14 protein-coding genes and 4 pseudogenes are annotated in these 15,570 nt (G+C 73.9%); 10 read left to right on the forward strand and 8 right to left on the reverse strand.

The annotated features are described in order from the left end of the window. A partial coding sequence (locus ABD946_RS40475) for an NAD(+)--rifampin ADP-ribosyltransferase (protein ID WP_345290729.1) occupies positions 1 to 157 on the forward strand: 157 nt, incomplete at its 5' end. Between the two features lie 112 nt (positions 158 to 269). Next, on the forward strand, positions 270 to 686 hold the full coding sequence (locus tag ABD946_RS40480) for a hypothetical protein (protein WP_345288192.1): 417 nt from the start codon (positions 270 to 272) through the stop codon (positions 684 to 686). A 19-nt stretch (positions 687 to 705) separates the two neighbouring features. On the opposite strand, the gene ABD946_RS40485 is transcribed toward ABD946_RS40480, so the two are convergent. The 3 genes and pseudogenes from ABD946_RS40485 to ABD946_RS40495 form a co-directional block, all read right to left on the reverse strand. Further along, positions 706 to 1,014, reverse strand: a complete 309-nt coding sequence (locus ABD946_RS40485; protein WP_345288194.1) for a DUF7677 family protein — start codon at positions 1,012 to 1,014, stop codon at positions 706 to 708. A gap of 370 nt (positions 1,015 to 1,384) precedes the next feature. After that, positions 1,385 to 2,068, reverse strand: a pseudogene (locus ABD946_RS40490) (aspartate/glutamate racemase family protein); the annotation flags it as partial. Next, positions 2,065 to 2,718, reverse strand: coding sequence for a hypothetical protein (locus ABD946_RS40495; protein ID WP_345290721.1), 654 nt, complete (start codon positions 2,716 to 2,718; stop codon positions 2,065 to 2,067). The pseudogene ABD946_RS40490 and the gene ABD946_RS40495, both read right to left, overlap by 4 nt. Before the next feature lie 1,949 nt (positions 2,719 to 4,667). On the opposite strand from ABD946_RS40495, the gene ABD946_RS40500 reads away from it, so the two are divergent. After that, positions 4,668 to 4,817 (forward strand): hypothetical protein, encoded by a 150-nt coding sequence (locus ABD946_RS40500; protein ID WP_345290722.1) that lies wholly within the window; start codon positions 4,668 to 4,670, stop codon positions 4,815 to 4,817. A 15-nt stretch (positions 4,818 to 4,832) separates the two neighbouring features. Here ABD946_RS40500 and ABD946_RS40505 read toward each other — a convergent pair. Then, positions 4,833 to 6,043: pseudogene (locus tag ABD946_RS40505) on the reverse strand (MFS transporter). Positions 6,044 to 6,143: 100 nt separating this feature from the next. On the opposite strand from ABD946_RS40505, the pseudogene ABD946_RS40510 reads away from it, so the two are divergent. After that, positions 6,144 to 7,236: pseudogene (locus ABD946_RS40510) on the forward strand (DUF5937 family protein). Positions 7,237 to 7,358: 122 nt separating this feature from the next. Next, positions 7,359 to 7,805 carry an aspartate-alanine antiporter-like transporter gene (locus tag ABD946_RS40515; protein ID WP_345290723.1) on the forward strand — a complete coding sequence of 149 codons (447 nt, stop codon included), beginning with the start codon at positions 7,359 to 7,361 and terminating at the stop codon, positions 7,803 to 7,805. Here ABD946_RS40515 and ABD946_RS40520 read toward each other — a convergent pair. Together ABD946_RS40520 and ABD946_RS40525 are read right to left on the reverse strand one after the other, a co-directional pair. Then, on the reverse strand, positions 7,727 to 8,518 hold the full coding sequence (locus tag ABD946_RS40520) for an aspartate-alanine antiporter-like transporter (RefSeq protein WP_345290724.1): 792 nt from the start codon (positions 8,516 to 8,518) through the stop codon (positions 7,727 to 7,729). The two genes, ABD946_RS40515 and ABD946_RS40520, sit on opposite strands and share 79 nt — an antisense overlap. 122 nt (positions 8,519 to 8,640) lie before the next feature. Then, the gene (locus tag ABD946_RS40525) at positions 8,641 to 9,729 is read right to left on the reverse strand and encodes a DUF5937 family protein (RefSeq protein WP_345290725.1); all 1,089 of its coding nucleotides are present in this window, start codon (positions 9,727 to 9,729) and stop codon (positions 8,641 to 8,643) included. A 100-nt stretch (positions 9,730 to 9,829) separates the two neighbouring features. On the opposite strand from ABD946_RS40525, the gene ABD946_RS40530 reads away from it, so the two are divergent. Further along, positions 9,830 to 11,035: an MFS transporter gene (locus ABD946_RS40530; RefSeq protein ID WP_345290726.1), complete on the forward strand. Its 1,206-nt coding sequence runs from the start codon at positions 9,830 to 9,832 to the stop codon at positions 11,033 to 11,035. Positions 11,036 to 11,050: 15 nt separating this feature from the next. Here the strand turns inward: ABD946_RS40530 and ABD946_RS40535 are convergent, their stop codons facing one another. Further along, entirely contained in the window at positions 11,051 to 12,034 is a 984-nt protein-coding gene (locus tag ABD946_RS40535) for an alpha/beta fold hydrolase (protein ID WP_345290727.1), read from the reverse strand. Between the two features lie 102 nt (positions 12,035 to 12,136). On the opposite strand from ABD946_RS40535, the gene ABD946_RS40540 reads away from it, so the two are divergent. The 4 genes and pseudogenes from ABD946_RS40540 (at position 12,137) to ABD946_RS43255 (ending at position 14,902) form a co-directional block, all read left to right on the forward strand. Next, complete coding sequence (locus ABD946_RS40540; RefSeq protein ID WP_345290728.1) at positions 12,137 to 12,760, forward strand: TetR/AcrR family transcriptional regulator; 624 nt, start codon at positions 12,137 to 12,139, stop codon at positions 12,758 to 12,760. A gap of 98 nt (positions 12,761 to 12,858) precedes the next feature. Further along, a complete protein-coding gene (locus tag ABD946_RS40545) occupies positions 12,859 to 13,512 on the forward strand; it encodes a hypothetical protein (RefSeq protein WP_345290721.1) in 654 nt (217 codons plus the stop codon). A 208-nt stretch (positions 13,513 to 13,720) separates the two neighbouring features. Further along, positions 13,721 to 14,358 (forward strand): annotated as a pseudogene (locus ABD946_RS40550) (aspartate/glutamate racemase family protein). Between the two features lie 199 nt (positions 14,359 to 14,557). Beyond that, positions 14,558 to 14,902: a DUF7677 family protein gene (locus ABD946_RS43255; protein WP_425558817.1), complete on the forward strand. Its 345-nt coding sequence runs from the start codon at positions 14,558 to 14,560 to the stop codon at positions 14,900 to 14,902. Between the two features lie 545 nt (positions 14,903 to 15,447). Here ABD946_RS43255 and ABD946_RS43260 read toward each other — a convergent pair. Beyond that, the coding region (locus ABD946_RS43260; RefSeq protein ID WP_425558818.1) for an NAD(+)--rifampin ADP-ribosyltransferase at positions 15,448 to 15,570 on the reverse strand (123 nt) is incomplete at its 5' end.

Genomic DNA, 15,570 nt, shown 5'->3' on the forward strand with positions numbered 1-15,570 from the left:
CCCCGGCAACCCGACCCGCTCCTACCGCTCCCGGCAGCCCCTGCGCGTGGTCGCGGAGCTCCGGGAGTGGCAGGGCCACTCGGAGGAGGAGCTGCGGCAGATGCACGACCACCTGGCGGCGCTGAAGGCCCGGGGCATCGAGGCCATCAACGAGTGAACTCCCATCCCTCGGGGGGAGTGCGGTGGCTGTGTCGGACGTTGGATCGCAGGGATGGAAACGATTGAGCTGGTGCGCGTGCCGTGACCAGCGAATGATCAGGGGGCAACCGTTGGACGATGAGCAGAGTTTCCACCGTTACGGGCTCCGTCCCGTCGGCGCCGACCTCGACGAGATCCGTTCAGTGCTCAGAGAGCACACGAGGCTTGAGCGACAGTCCCAGGGCTACGGCGACACCGAACTGATGAAGCTCTGCTGTGTCCAACTGTTCAACAGCGGCGGCATCGACGATGTGCTTCTCGTCTGGAGCGCGAAGCGGGCCAGCTTCGACGCGGGCTGCTCGATCGACATCGAGCTCCTGCTCGGGCACGGGCTCGATGCGACGAAGGAGTACCTCTCGGCGCACCCGGAGCCTTCTGCCGCGGAGGCGCTGGACCGACTGTCCAAGCTCGAGGCCGACGGCGCGTTCGAGGGTTTCTCGGTCGAGGAGCGCTCGGCTCTCTACGACATGTACTACAGGGGCTACTGAATCGTTCGAGTCCGGTCACTCATGGCCCGTGGAGTTCGGTCTCCCAGGCCTGGAACGGCGGCTCCACCTGGTACGTCGGGTCGCAGAAGCCGCGAATCCACTGCGCTGCGCGGTACTGGGCATCTCCGTCGTTGAGCACGTTTCCATCGGAGTCGATCTCCAGCACGTTGCTGTAGACGGCGAAGACCTGCTCCAACGGAGAGCCGAACCGGAACAGAGCCGGCCGGTAGTCGAATCCGTCGAGCAGGTCCACGTCGACAGTGCCGTTGGCCAGGTAGAACGCGAAGAACCGAAGGGAAGCACGCAGATCGACAGGTAGATGTCCCATCGGGGCATCATGCCTCGTGGGGCGACCAGCTTGCCGAGATCACTCGGGCGACACGGCCGGGGTGAGGGGGCCGGCCGGGCCCGACGTGGAGTCAGTCCTGGCCGGTGGACTCGTCGTCGGGCTCCAGGAAGTGCTCGGGCATCGTCCAGGTGATCCCGGGGGGACCGGTCAGGTAGTGCCCGTCGCGGAGCACGGGCGGGCCGGTCAGTTCCAGGGAGTAGAGCACTTCCCCGTCCCGGAGCTCGGCGTCCAGGACCACTGCTGCGGTGCCGACCTGTTCGGGCAGGACGGAGCGCGGCGGGTCCTGCCGGTCCTCGGCGGCGCGGAAGCGCACCCGGTCGCCGCGGGCGAAGGCCGCGTGGGGCGGCCAGAGGGCGGCCGACACGGCGGCTTCGGCGTGGAGGCGGGTGGTGGGGAAGACCGGGACGGGGCTGTCGTCCTCGCTGACGAGGAGTTCGATCTCGGTGCAGCCGAGGATGACGCCCTCGGCTCCGGAGGCCACCAGGTCGGCGATGACGTGTCGGTAGGCGGCGCGGGACTCCTCGCGGACCAGGCCGAGGCAGAGCTCCTCGTAGATGACCCGGTGGACCAGGGCGCGTCCGGGTGCGTCCGGGACGAGGACGTCGAGGCCGTGGGCGGCGAGCCGGTCGCGGTAGAAGTCCTGCTCCATGGTGAAGGCCGTGCCGAGGAGGCCGACCCGCCGCACGCCGGCCGCTAGCACCGCCGCCGCGGTGGCGTCGGCGAGGTGCAGCAGCGGGATGTCGACCGCCTGCGCGACCCGGTCGGCGACCTTGTGCATGGTGTTGGTGCAGATCAGCAGGAGCTCGGCCCCGGCGGCCTCCACCGACTTGGCGGCTGCGGCGAGCAGGTCGCCTGCCGCGCCCCAGTCGCCGGCCACCTGCAGGCGCTCGACCTCGGCGAAGTCCACCGAGTGGAGCACGCACTTGGCGGAGTGCAGCCCGCCGAGCCGCTCCCGGGTCAGTTCGTTGAGCAGTCGGTAGTACTCCGCCGTCGATTCCCAGCTCATTCCGCCGAGCAGCCCGATCGTCTTCACCGGTCCACTCTTTCACGCCGCGTCAGGCGGCTCCGCAGCGGCTGGGCGAGGTGCAGGCCGAGGACGGGGGAGGCGAGGGCCACGGCGGCCAGTGCGGCGTTCCGGAGGGTGGTGTCGGGCGCCCCGGGGACGGGGCCGAGGCGGGCGGGGACGGGGCCGTCGGGGTCGAGGGTGAGGAGCACCTCGGTGCCGGGGTCCGGCGCGGCGGAGGCGAAGCCGACGCGTACCCCGTCGACCCGTGTCCCGTCGTCGAGGCGGACGTCCACCGCGCGGGAGTCGCCGTCGCGGTTCACCTGGACGCTCACCACCACGCCGTGGGCGGCCCGTCCGCGCTCGTGCAGGACGTGCGCCTGGGCCGTCTGCACGGTGGTCCACTGGAAGAGCAGCCAGCCGGCCGCGAAGAGGAGGAACGCTCCCAGGGTCAGGCGCCATCGCCACGGGGGCAGGCGGCTGGCGCTGAACAGGAGCAGGACGAGCAGCAGGGGGACGGCGGCCAGCATGACGCCCTCGTTGAGCTGGTCGGCGTGTGCCCAGCGGCCGACGAGCCAGACCGAGGAGCGCCCCAGCAGCAGCACGCCTCCTGTGATGCCGGCCGCCGCCAGGGCTGCCGCGAGCACCGCCACCATCGGGCGATCCTGGCCGTTGCGCACCGCCCCCACCCCCTTTGCCGCCGGGTGTCCAGGATGTGCGGGCCGGACGGCCGGGACAAGAGCCCGTTCCTCTCGGGGAGTTCGTCGTGCCGGGCCGGTCAGGCCGGGGGCGGGGTGAGGCGGGCGGAGAGGCCGGTGAAGTAGCTGCGGTGCAGGGCCGGGAGGTCGATGTGCTCGGGGTCGAGGAGCCAGAGGAGGTGGGCGCCCTCGAGGAAGGCGGCGGTCTCGGCGGCGAGGGTGGCCGGGTCCCAGAGGTCGCGCGGGCGTCGCGTTCGGCTGCGGCGCGGTGCGAAGGCGGCGAGCCAGATGTAAGGGACGCGCAGCGGCCACCCGGTCGCAAGAGAGCCAGTCGTGCAGGGCGGTGCCTGTGGGGTCAGGTTCTCGGCGGTCAGCGTCGGTTGTGAGGGCCGATCAGTCCGCGTATCGGTGGCCGCGGTGTGACTCGGCGTCGCGGACGAACCACGGGCGAGCGGCCTGCTGGCCAGGGTAGTTCGTGCGGACTCGTGTGCGGCGGGGCGGCGCCGAGCCGGAGGGCGTGCAGCGCCCCGAGCGCAGGTCTGGCCAATTCCTCCCTGGGCTGAGTGAGCCGCGTCCGAGGGGCGACCAGGCGCGTCCTGCTCCCGAAGTGGTGGAGGTCAGGGCGGAGGCGTGGTGCATGCGTGCAGGCGCGTCTCCACGCGACCGTGTTGGCAGAGGCGGTTCCGGCCAGTTCCTTGCGATAGCGCACTCCACTGCAACGGCCTGACGAGTTCGAGGGCGGCGTCGACCATCCGCTCGGCGCCGTTCGACTTACCGCGCCCGCTGTTGCAAGTGCGCCTGCCCTTGACCCTGCGGTCCCGACGGTGCGTCACGACTGCCTGGCCGCGTTGGGGCGCCGGGGCCGTGGTGGTGCCACTACTCGCCTCTGCAGCGTGAAAATAGGAAAATCGCCGATAGGCGCGGACCGCTGATCGCCATTGATGCTTGACGACACGTGCAGGAAAATGAGACCTACGACTCCGCTCGCGGCCGTCAACTGACCGTCCCGTCGACGGTTCTGGAGCTGTGGGCGGAGGAGAATTCGGCGCGAGGGCGACCGTGGTGCTAGCTCGCGTGATGCGTGGGTCGCGCCGCGCCCATGGAGCGTTCAGTGAACGAGCGGACTGCGTGGCCCGGCTACGCTTGGTGCGCCCGGCGGCCCTGCCGGAGGTGATCCGCTACGACCACACCAGGGACACGTACGCCGCTCCTCGTGGTCGACTGCGCACGCCCGCACCCTACACCGTCCGCGACCCCGTCTCGTCCAGACCGACGCGCCTCGCCTCGAATCCCGTGCGGGACCGCCGTCGGCGTCCCTCGGGCCGCGGCTGTGTGGTGGGCGCCGCTCCCCTCGGCGGCGCGCGTGATCTGCGCAGCGGCTGCGCGCTCTCCTCTCGAGCGGTCGCGTCTGCTCATGCCTCACGCGTGCTCAGCTCCTGCCCCAGCACGCGGGCACCGACACGCGCGGCCTCACAGTGCTCCTGGCCCAGGATGCAGTGCAGCGGGCAAGTCAGCAGTTACCGGCCGGCGGACGAACGCTACTGCCCTCTACACCCACGGCTCGTAGCTTGATGGCCGCTCTGACTGCTGCCCATTCGGGTGACTGTAGCCGCGACCTCGGCGGCCTGGGTGACGCGGCAGGTGAGGTAACTCCGGGCGGCGCGCGATGCCGCTGTGGCGGGTGCTGCACGGCCCGGAGCTGCCGTTCGACCCGGCGGAGTACGAGGCGATGGAGCGCCTGGTGTACGCGCGGGCCCGCGACCTGCGGGCCGGGCTGAACCACACCCTGGCCGGTGCGGCCGGGAGCGGGGAGACCGGCGAACTGGCCGGGATCTCCGCACCGACGCTGGTGCTGCACGGCACCCGGGACCCGATGTTCCCGCCCGCGCACGCCCGGGCCACCGCCGAGGGCGATCCCCGGGGCGCGGCTGGTGCTGGTCGAAGGGCTGGGCCACAGCCTGCCGAGGGCGCTGGACGCCCGGCTGGCGGCGGACGGGTGCTGGCGCACGTACGGGCGGTACCGGAGCGGCAGCAGCACGTACGGCCGCCGGAGGCGCCCGCGCACCGCGGGGGCCGGCTGACGGGAGGTCAGGCCGCTACGCGCGGTGGCGTTCGCGCCAGACGGCGGCCGAGGCTCCGGCCGTGCCGGCGGCCAGGGTGCCCCAGAGGGCGGCGGGGCCGTGGGCCGCCAGGGCGGTGATCGCGGCGGGGGAGACGGCCAGGCCGAAGCCGGTGGAGAGTTGGAAGCGGGCCAGCGCGCGGCCCAGCAGGGGCGGGCGGGGCGAGTGCGGTGACCAGGGCGGTCGAGCTGCCGGCGTAGAGGATCTCGCCGAGCGTGAAGGGCACCGAGACCAGGGCGACCGCCGCCGGCCCGAGGCCGGTGGCGAACAGGAAGCCGAGGTAGCCGAGGGCCAGCACCACGCCGGAGGCGGCCATGACGGTGCCGCGCGACCAGCGGGCGCTCCAGGTGGTCACCGGCACCTGGAGCGTCACGACCAGCACGGTGTTGGCGACGAACACCGCCGCCGCCCAGGTCGGCGAGGCGTGCAGCTGCTCCACCAGCACCAGCGGCACCGCGATCTCCGGCACGTTCAGGCAGAACACGTACAGCACGTTGGCCCCCAGCAGCGCGCCGAGCCGCGGCGCCGGCCCGGCCCCGGGCGCGTCCTGACGCACCGTCGGATCCGCGGCCACCCGCACCGAACCAGGCCAGCCGGCCGCGGCCAGGTACCCGACCCCGGAGGCGACCGCCAGTACCCGGAGCCCGCCCCGGCCCGGCGGCCATCGCGCCCGCCGCCAGCAGGGCCCCCACCCCGAGCCCGGCGTTGCGCACCGACCGGGCGCCCGCCAGCGCCGCGTCGCGCAGCCGCCCCTCGCTGACGGTGGCCACCAGCGCGGCGTGCGCGGCCGGCCAGGACTGGTTGCCGACGCCCAACAGCAGCGCCGCCAGGGTGAACGGCCCGGTGCCCGCCCCGGCCGGCGCGGCCTAGCAGCCACCACCACCCCCGCGACCCGCACCCAGCATCGAGGCGGCGACCGCCGTGCTGCGCGCGCCCCGGTCGAGCCAGCGGCCCAGCGGAGGCAGGCAGGCCAGACCCGCCACGATGCCGACCGTCATCGCCAGACCGGCGGTCGTGGCGGACAGGCCCAGCACGGTGATCCCGTACAGGAGCAGGAACGGGCGCAGCAGGCCGGTGCCCAGGGCGTCCACGGCCAGGGCGGCGGCGTAGCGCGGTCCGCCGCCGGCGGCGGTCAGTTGACGGAGGGTGAGGGAGGGGCGGGCGGACGGAGGTGCGGTGGTGGTCATGGCGGACACCGTGCGCCCGGGCCGCGGCGGCGGTCACGTCGGTTGACGATTTCCGTCAACCCGCGGCACCTCCCCGCCCGCGACCAGGGAGGATGACCGAGTGACCCTGCGCATCGACCTCACCCGGCACCCCCAGCGGCCGGATCCGCTTCGCCGTCTCCCCGCTGGCCGAACTCACCGCGATGCTGCACGTGCTGGCCGCCCCCGACCACCATCCGCACCTGGCCGGCTGGGCGGCCGGGGTGCGCGGCGCGTTGCGGCCCGAACTCGCCGAGCGGACTGCACGAGGCCGAGTTCCTCTGGCGCTCCTCACGTGCCGACTTCCTCGTCCCGGCCCGGCCCCGGGCCACCCTCGCCGAGGAGCTGGACGAGGTCGACCTGATCGACGACGACCGCTACGCCCACTCCGCCCTGGTCACCACCTGCGGCAGCAACCGGCTGCAGTTCGCGGGCCGCTCGCCGCTGCGCGACCCCGAGGCCCGGGCCGAGGCACTGGGCCGTGCCCAGGCCCGGGGCGCGGCCCAGGAGGCGTTCGCGGAGCGGCTGTTGACCGACCCGGCGGTGGTCCGGGCCCGGGTGCGGGAGACGCTGGAGCGGTGCGGCGAGGCATTCTTCGACGCCGCCTGGCCCGGCACCGTCCCCCGGCTCGCCGAGGACGCCCGGGTCAAGGCCGAACTGCTGCGCCGGCAGGGCCTCGGGGCGGCGATGACCGCCGTCAACGGCGCGATCACCGTGGGAGCCGAGGGGCCGTTCGCTGGTCCTGGACAAGCTCCAGGACAGCGCCGCCGAGGCCGGGCCGGCCGGCGTCACCTTCCTCCCCACGCTCTACGGCCACCCCCACCTGGTCGTGGTGTACGCACCGGGATGGCAGCCCGTGGTCCAGTACCCCCGCCGCCGCCGGCCCGAGGAGGGCGGCCCCGTCCCGCTGGAGACCGTCCGCCTGCGACTGGACGCCCTCGCCCACCCGGTACGGCTCCGGCTGGTCCGCACCCTGGCCCGCGGCCCGCACACCACCGGCGAACTGGGCCCGCGCCTGGGAGCTGACGGACCCGGAGGTCTCCCGCCACCTCGCGGTGCTGCGCCGCGCGGGCCTGCTCTCCTCCCGCCGCCAAGGGCGCTACGTGCTCTACAGCCTCGACCTGGCGGCCACCACCTCGCTGGGGGCGGACCTGCTGGCGGGGGTGCTGCGCTGACGCCCTGTCAGGACGGGTCGGGTCCTGAGGGCCCCGTCAGGGCCCCTGGCAGGGCGACCGGGTTGCGCCGAATGCCGCACGGGACTTGGTGACCGGGCGGGGGCTGTGGCTGAGTGGGCGTCATGTGGCAGTTCTTCGCCGACAACCCCTGGGTGACGCTCTTCGCCGTGATCGCGCTGGGCTCGCTGCTCGGTCTGGCACGGCTCGGGCCGGTCCGCCTCGGCGCAGCCGGAGTGCTCTTCGCGGGCCTGCTGGTCGGCGCCCTGGACCCGGACATCGGCCGCGCCGTGCCCGCAGGGGTGTCCGTCCTCGGTCTGGCCCTGTACGTCTACACCGTCGGACTGGAGTCCGGCCCGGCGTTCTTCCGCGAGCTGAGGCCGCAACTGGCCGTCATGGCCGGTGCGGTGATCGCCCTGGTCGTCACCGCCGTCGCGGTCGGCCTGCTGGGCAACAAGGTCTTCGGCATCAGCGGCCCGTACCTGGCCGGCGGCTACGCGGGCATCGGCACCACCACCCCCGGTCTGGCGGCCGCGCAGGCGCCTCTTCGGACCCCGCGCAGCCGGCCGTAGGCTACGCCATCGGCTACCCGTTGGCGGTGGTCGTCACCATCCTGTTCGTCGCGGGCCTCGCCACCGTCCGCAGCTGGCCGGGGCGCCGCGACCCGGGCAGAGGACCTGCCGCGCCGCACCTGGTCACGGTGACGCGTCGCGGTCCGGGACGACCGCGGTGGGCGGAGGTCCCCGGCGTGGCGCCCCGGCCAGCTGCGGACGGTGGCGAGGCCCGCGACGAACAGGATGGTGACGACCACCGCCAACGGGTAGCCGATGGCGTAGCCTACGGCCGGCTGCGCGGGGTCCGAAGAGGCCGCCTGCGCGGCCGCCAGACCGGGGGTGGTGGTGCCGATGCCCGCGTAGCCGCCGGCCAGGTACGGGCCGCTGATGCCGAAGACCTTGTTGCCCAGCAGGCCGACCGCGACGGCGGTGACGACCAGGGCGATCACCGCACCGGCCATGACGGCCAGTTGCGGCCTCAGCTCGCGGAAGAACGCCGGGCCGGACTCCAGTCCGACGGTGTAGACGTACAGGGCCAGACCGAGGACGGACACCCCTGCGGGCACGGCGCGGCCGATGTCCGGGTCCAGGGCGCCGACCAGCAGGCCCGCGAAGAGCACTCCGGCTGCGCCGAGGCGGACCGGCCCGAGCCGTGCCAGACCGAGCAGCGAGCCCAGCGCGATCACGGCGAAGAGCGTCACCCAGGGGTTGTCGGCGAAGAACTGCCACATGACGCCCACTCAGCCACAGCCCCCGCCCGGTCACCAAGTCCCGTGCGGCATTCGGCGCAACCCGGTCGCCCTGCCAGGGGCCCTGACGGGGCCCTCAGGACCCGACCCGTCCTGACAGGGCGTCAGCGCAGCACCCCCGCCAGCAGGTCCGCCCCCAGCGAGGTGGTGGCCGCCAGGTCGAGGCTGTAGAGCACGTAGCGCCCTTGGCGGCGGGAGGAGAGCAGGCCCGCGCGGCGCAGCACCGCGAGGTGGCGGGAGACCTCCGGGTCCGTCAGCTCCCAGGCGCGGGCCAGTTCGCCGGTGGTGTGCGGGCCGCGGGCCAGGGTGCGGACCAGCCGGAGCCGTACCGGGTGGGCGAGGGCGTCCAGTCGCAGGCGGACGGTCTCCAGCGGGACGGGGCCGCCCTCCTCGGGCCGGGCGGCGGCGGGGTACTGGACCACGGGCTGCCATCCCGGTGCGTACACCACGACCAGGTGGGGGTGGCCGTAGAGCGTGGGGAGGAAGGTGACGCCGGCCGGCCCGGCCTCGGCGGCGCTGTCCTGGAGCTTGTCCAGGACCAGCGAACGGCCCTCGGCTCCCACGGTGATCGCGCCGTTGACGGCGGTCATCGCCGCCCCGAGGCCCTGCCGGCGCAGCAGTTCGGCCTTGACCCGGGCGTCCTCGGCGAGCCGGGGGACGGTGCCGGGCCAGGCGGCGTCGAAGAATGCCTCGCCGCACCGCTCCAGCGTCTCCCGCACCCGGGCCCGGACCACCGCCGGGTCGGTCAACAGCCGCTCCGCGAACGCCTCCTGGGCCGCGCCCCGGGCCTGGGCACGGCCCAGTGCCTCGGCCCGGGCCTCGGGGTCGCGCAGCGGCGAGCGGCCCGCGAACTGCAGCCGGTTGCTGCCGCAGGTGGTGACCAGGGCGGAGTGGGCGTAGCGGTCGTCGTCGATCAGGTCGACCTCGTCCAGCTCCTCGGCGAGGGTGGCCCGGGGCCGGGCCGGGACGAGGAAGTCGGCACGTGAGGAGCGCCAGAGGAACTCGGCCTCGTGCAGCCGCTCGGCGAGTTCGGGCCGCAACGCGCCGCGCACCCCGGCCGCCCAGCCGGCCAGGTGCGGATGGTGGTCGGGGGCGGCCAGCACGTGCAGCATCGCGGTGAGTTCGGCCAGCGGGGAGACGGCGAAGCGGATCCGGCCGCTGGGGGTGCCGGTGAGGTCGATGCGCAGGGTCACTCGGTCATCCTCCCTGGTCGCGGGCGGGGAGGTGCCGCGGGTTGACGGAAATCGTCAACCGACGTGACCGCCGCCGCGGCCCGGGCGCACGGTGTCCGCCATGACCACCACCGCACCTCCGTCCGCCCGCCCCTCCCTCACCCTCCGTCAACTGACCGCCGCCGGCGGCGGACCGCGCTACGCCGCCGCCCTGGCCGTGGACGCCCTGGGCACCGGCCTGCTGCGCCCGTTCCTGCTCCTGTACGGGATCACCGTGCTGGGCCTGTCCGCCACGACCGCCGGTCTGGCGATGACGGTCGGCATCGTGGCGGGTCTGGCCTGCCTGCCTCCGCTGGGCCGCTGGCTCGACCGGGGCGCGCGCAGCACGGCGGTCGCCGCCTCGATGCTGGTGCGGGTCGCGGGGGTGGTGGTGCTGCTGGCCGCGCCGGCCGGGGCGGGCACCGGGCCGTTCACCCTGGCGGCGCTGCTGTTGGGCGTCGGCAACCAGTCCTGGCCGGCCGCGCACGCCGCGCTGGTGGCCACCGTCAGCGAGGGGCGGCTGCGCGACGCGGCGCTGGCGGGCGCCCGGTCGGTGCGCAACGCCGGGCTCGGGGTGGGGGCCCTGCTGGCGGCGGGCGCGATGGCCGCCGGGCCGGGCGGGCTCCGGGTACTGGCGGTCGCCTCCGGGGTCGGGTACCTGGCCGCGGCCGGGCTGGCCTGGTCGGTGCGGGTGGCCGCGGATCCGACGGTGCGTCAGGACGCGCCCGGGGCCGGGCCGGCGCCGCGGCTCGGCGCGCTGCTGGGGGCCAACGTGCTGTACGTGTTCTGCCTGAACGTGCCGGAGATCGCGGTGCCGCTGGTGCTGGTGGAGCAGCTGCACGCCTCGCCGACCTGGGCGGCGGCGGTGTTCGTCGCCAACACCGTGCTGGTCGTGACGCTCCAGGTGCCGGTGACCACCTGGAGCGCCCGCTGGTCGCGCGGCACCGTCATGGCCGCCTCCGGCGTGGTGCTGGCCCTCGGCTACCTCGGCTTCCTGTTCGCCACCGGCCTCGGGCCGGCGGCGGTCGCCCTGGTCTCGGTGCCCTTCACGCTCGGCGAGATCCTCTACGCCGGCAGCTCGACCGCCCTGGTCACCGCACTCGCCCCGCCCGCCCTGCTGGGCCGCGCGCTGGCCCGCTTCCAACTCTCCACCGGCTTCGGCCTGGCCGTCTCCCCCGCCGCGATCACCGCCCTGGCGGCCCACGGCCCCGCCGCCCTCTGGGGCACCCTGGCCGCCGGCACGGCCGGAGCCTCGGCCGCCGTCTGGCGCGAACGCCACCGCGCGTAGCGGCCTGACCTCCCGTCAGCCGGCCCCGCGGTGCGCGGGCGCCTCCGGCGGCCGTACGTGCTGCTGCCGCTCCGGTACCGCCCGTACGTGCGCCAGCACCTCCGCCGCCAGCCGGGCGTCCAGCGCCCTCGGCAGGCTGTGGCCCAGCCCTTCGACCAGCACCAGCCGCGCCCCGGGGATCGCCTCGGCGGTGGCCCGGGCGTGCGCGGGCGGGAACATCGGGTCCCGGGTGCCGTGCAGCACCAGCGTCGGTGCGGAGATCCCGGCCAGTTCGCCGGTCTCCCCGCTCCCGGCCGCACCGGCCAGGGTGTGGTTCAGCCCGGCCCGCAGGTCGCGGGCCCGCGCGTACACCAGGCGCTCCATCGCCTCGTACTCCGCCGGGTCGAACGGCAGCTCCGGGCCGTGCAGCACCCGCCACAGCGGCATCCGCGCCGCCAGGTACCCCTCCGGCCCGGCCGCCGGGTCCGGCAGCGAGGCCATCAGAGCGGCCATCAGCTCCGGCGTGGGGAGGGGCAGTTCGTCCGCCGCCGGCTGCTCGCCCGCCAGCATCCGGGCCAGGGCGGCCGCCGTGTCGGTGCCCAGCGGCTGGGAGGAGAGCACGGTGAGGCTGAGCACCCGCTCCGGATCGGAGACGGCCAGCCGCTGCGCGATCACCCCGCCGAGGGAGGCGCCCACCACGTGGGCCCGGCGGGCGCCGACGGCGTCCAGCACGGCGAGCGCGTCGGTGGCGAGGTCGCGGACGGTGTAGGGGCGGGCGGCGAAGTCGACCACCGAGGAGCGGCCGGTGTCCCGGTGGTCGTAGCGGATCACCCGCAGGCCGCCGGCCACCAGCCGGGCCACCAGTCCGTCGTTCCACTGAACGCCCTGGGCCTGCGCGCCCATCACCAGCAGCACCACCGGGTCGCCCTCGGCGCCGAACTCCTCCGCCCACAGCTCCAGACCGTCGACGGGGACGGTCAGTTGACGGCCGGTCGGATCGTAGGTCTCATTTTCCTGCATGGTCGTTCAACATAATGGCGATCAGGCGTCCGCGCCACGGCTTTTCCGCGCAGGCCCCCGGGAGTTGGACACCACCGCCCCGGCCACGGCAGGCTGAGCACCGTGGCCGGGGTCAAGGGGCAGGTGCAGCAGCGGGGCGTCGAACGGCGCCGGGCGATGGTCGACGCCGCCCTCGAACTCTTCGGCCGTCAGGGCGTGCGCGGCACCGGCCTGGCCACGGTCGCGGAGCGCGCCGGCACCACCGCCTCCGCCCTGATCCACCACTTCGGGAGCAAGGACGGCCTGGTCCGGGCGGTCCTCGCCGAGGCCGACCGGCGGGCGCTCGCCCGGCTCGGCGCCGCCCCCGAGGCCGAGCCCACCCTGGAGCAGGCCTTCGCCTGGTTCGTCCGCGACGCCGAGCACACCGCCGCCACCGAACGCGAACTGACGGCCCTCCACACCACGCTGACCGCCGAGAACCTGACCCCCGGCACCGCCCTGCACGACTGGTTCCGCGACCGGGGCCGGGCCCTGCGCTCCCACCTGGCCGCCGCCTTCGCCCGCGCCGCAGCCGACGGCACCGCCCGCCCCGACCTCGACCCGGCCACCCTCGCCGCCGAGACCGCCGCCTTCCTCGAGGGCGCCCACCTCCTCTGGCTCCTCGACCCCGAGCACATCGACCTCCCGGCCCTGCACCGCAGCTACTTCACCGGCCTCTCCGCCCGCCTCACCCCGCCCCCGGCCTGACCGGCCCGGCACGACGAACTCCCCGAGAGGAACGGGCTCTTGTCCCGGCCGTCCGGCCCGCACATCCTGGACACCCGGCGGCAAAGGGGGTGGGGGCGGTGCGCAACGGCCAGGATCGCCCGATGGTGGCGGTGCTCGCGGCAGCCCTGGCGGCGGCCGGCATCACAGGAGGCGTGCTGCTGCTGGGGCGCTCCTCGGTCTGGCTCGTCGGCCGCTGGGCACACGCCGACCAGCTCAACGAGGGCGTCATGCTGGCCGCCGTCCCCCTGCTGCTCGTCCTGCTCCTGTTCAGCGCCAGCCGCCTGCCCCCGTGGCGATGGCGCCTGACCCTGGGAGCGTTCCTCCTCTTCGCGGCCGGCTGGCTGCTCTTCCAGTGGACCACCGTGCAGACGGCCCAGGCGCACGTCCTGCACGAGCGCGGACGGGCCGCCCACGGCGTGGTGGTGAGCGTCCAGGTGAACCGCGACGGCGACTCCCGCGCGGTGGACGTCCGCCTCGACGACGGGACACGGGTCGACGGGGTACGCGTCGGCTTCGCCTCCGCCGCGCCGGACCCCGGCACCGAGGTGCTCCTCACCCTCGACCCCGACGGCCCCGTCCCCGCCCGCCTCGGCCCCGTCCCCGGGGCGCCCGACACCACCCTCCGGAACGCCGCACTGGCCGCCGTGGCCCTCGCCTCCCCCGTCCTCGGCCTGCACCTCGCCCAGCCGCTGCGGAGCCGCCTGACGCGGCGTGAAAGAGTGGACCGGTGAAGACGATCGGGCTGCTCGGCGGAATGAGCTGGGAATCGACGGCGGAGTACTACCGACTGCTCAACGAACTGACCCGGGAGCGGCTCGGCGGGCTGCACTCCGCCAAAGTGCGTGCTCCACTCGGTGGACTTCGCCGAGGTCGAGCGCCTGCAGGTGGCCGGCGACTGGGGGCGCGGCAGGCGACCTGCTCGCCGCAGCCGCCAAGTCGGTGGAGGCCGCCGGGGCAGAGCTCCTGCTGATCTGCACCAACACCATGCACAAGGTCGCCGACCGGGTCGCGCAGGCGGTCGACATCCCGCTGCTGCACCTCGCCGACGCCACACGCGGCGGCGGTGCTAGCGGCCGGCGTGCGCGGGTCGGCCTCCTCGGCACGGCCTTCACCATGGAGCAGGACTTCTACCGCGACCGGCTCGCCGCCCACGGCCTCGACGTCCTCGTCCCGGACGCACCCGGACGCGCCCTGGTCCACCGGGTCATCTACGAGGAGCTCTGCCTCGGCCTGGTCCGCGAGGAGTCCCGCGCCGCCTACGACACGTCATCGCCGACCTGGTGGCCTCCGGAGCCGAGGGCGTCATCCTCGGCTGCACCGAGATACGAATCCTCGTCAGCGAGGACGACAGCCCCGTCCCGGTCTTCCCCACCACCCGCCTCCACGCCGAAGCCGCCGTGTCGGCCCGCCTCTGGCCGCCCCACGCGGCCTTCGCCGCGGCGACCGGGTGCGCTTCCGCGCCGCGAGGACCGGCAGGACCCGCCGCGCTCCGTCTGCCCGAACAGGTCGGCACCGCCAGCAGTGGTCCTGGACGCCGAGCTCCGGACGGGGGAAGGTGCTCTACTCCCTGGAACTGACCGGCCCGCCGTGCTCCGCGACGGGCACTACCTGACGGTCCCCCGGGATCACCCCTGCGACGATGCCCGAGCACTTCCTGAAGCCCGACGACGAACGAGTACACCGGCCAGGACTGACTCCACGTCGGCCGGCCGGCCCCCTCACCCCGGCCGTGTCGCCCGAAGTGATCTCGGCAAGCTGGTCGCCCCACGAGGCATGATGCCACGATGGGACATCTACCTGTCGATCTGCGTGCATTCCCCTTCGGTTCTTCGCGTTCTACCTGGCCAACGGCACTGTCGACGTGACCTGCTCGACGGATTCGACTACCGGCCGGCTCTGTTCCGGTTCGGCTCTCACGTTGAGCAGGTCTTCGCCGTCTACAGCAACGTGCTGGAGATCGACTCCGATGGAAACGTGCTCAACGACGGAGATGCCCAGATACCGCGCAGCGCAGTGGATTCGCGGCTTCTGCGACCCGACGTACCAGGTGGAGCCGCCGTTCAAGGCCTGGAGACCGAACTCACACGGGCCATGAGTGACCGGACTCGAACGATTCAGTAGCCCTGTACGTACATGTCGTAGAGAGCGACTGCCGCTCCTCGACGAGAAACCCTCGAAACGCGCCGTCGGCCTCGAGCTTGGACAGTCCGGTCCAGCGCCTCCGCGCAGAAGGCTCCGGGTGCGCGAGAGGTACTCCTTCGTCGCATCGAGCCCGTGCCCCGAGCAGGAGCTCGATGTCGATCGAGCAGCCCGCGTCGAAGCTGGCCCCGCTTCGCGCTCAGACGAGAAGCACATCGTCGATGCCGCCGCTGTTGAACAGTTGGACACAGCAGAGCTTCATCAGTTCGGTGTCGCCGTAGCCCTGGGACTGTCGCTCAAGCCTCGCTGCTCTCTGAGCACTGAACGGATCTCGTCGAGGTCGGCGCCGACGGGACGGAAGCCGTAACGGTGGAACTCTGCTCATCGTCCAACGGTTGCCCCCTGATCATTCGCTGTCACGGCACGCGCACCAGCTCATATCGTTTCCATCCTGCGATCCAACGTCCGACACAGCCCCGCACTCGAGGGATGGAGTTCACTCGTTGATGGGCCTCGATGCCCGGGCTTCAGCGCCGCCAGGTGGTCGTGCATCTGCCGCAGCTCTCTCTCCGAGTGCCCTGCCACTCCCGGAGCTCCGCGACCACGCGCAGGGGCTGCCGGGAGCGGTAGGAGCGGGTCGGTTGCCGGGG

The sequence above is a fragment of the Kitasatospora albolonga genome (assembly GCF_039535905.1).
Lineage (GTDB): Bacteria > Actinomycetota > Actinomycetes > Streptomycetales > Streptomycetaceae > Kitasatospora > Kitasatospora albolonga.

Bases quoted from the DNA above. Each gene is read 5' to 3' on its own strand.
- ABD946_RS40485 (WP_345288194.1), bottom strand. From the start codon at position 1,014: ATGGGACATCTACCTGTCGATCTGCGTGCTTCCCTTCGGTTCTTCGCG.
- ABD946_RS40515 (WP_345290723.1), top strand. From the start codon at position 7,359: ATGTGGCAGTTCTTCGCCGACAACCCCTGGGTGACGCTCTTCGCCGTG.
- ABD946_RS40520 (WP_345290724.1), bottom strand. From the start codon at position 8,518: ATGTGGCAGTTCTTCGCCGACAACCCCTGGGTGACGCTCTTCGCCGTG.
- ABD946_RS40530 (WP_345290726.1), top strand. From the start codon at position 9,830: ATGACCACCACCGCACCTCCGTCCGCCCGCCCCTCCCTCACCCTCCGT.
- ABD946_RS40535 (WP_345290727.1), bottom strand. From the start codon at position 12,034: ATGCAGGAAAATGAGACCTACGATCCGACCGGCCGTCAACTGACCGTC.
- ABD946_RS43255 (WP_425558817.1), top strand. From the start codon at position 14,558: ATGCCACGATGGGACATCTACCTGTCGATCTGCGTGCATTCCCCTTCG.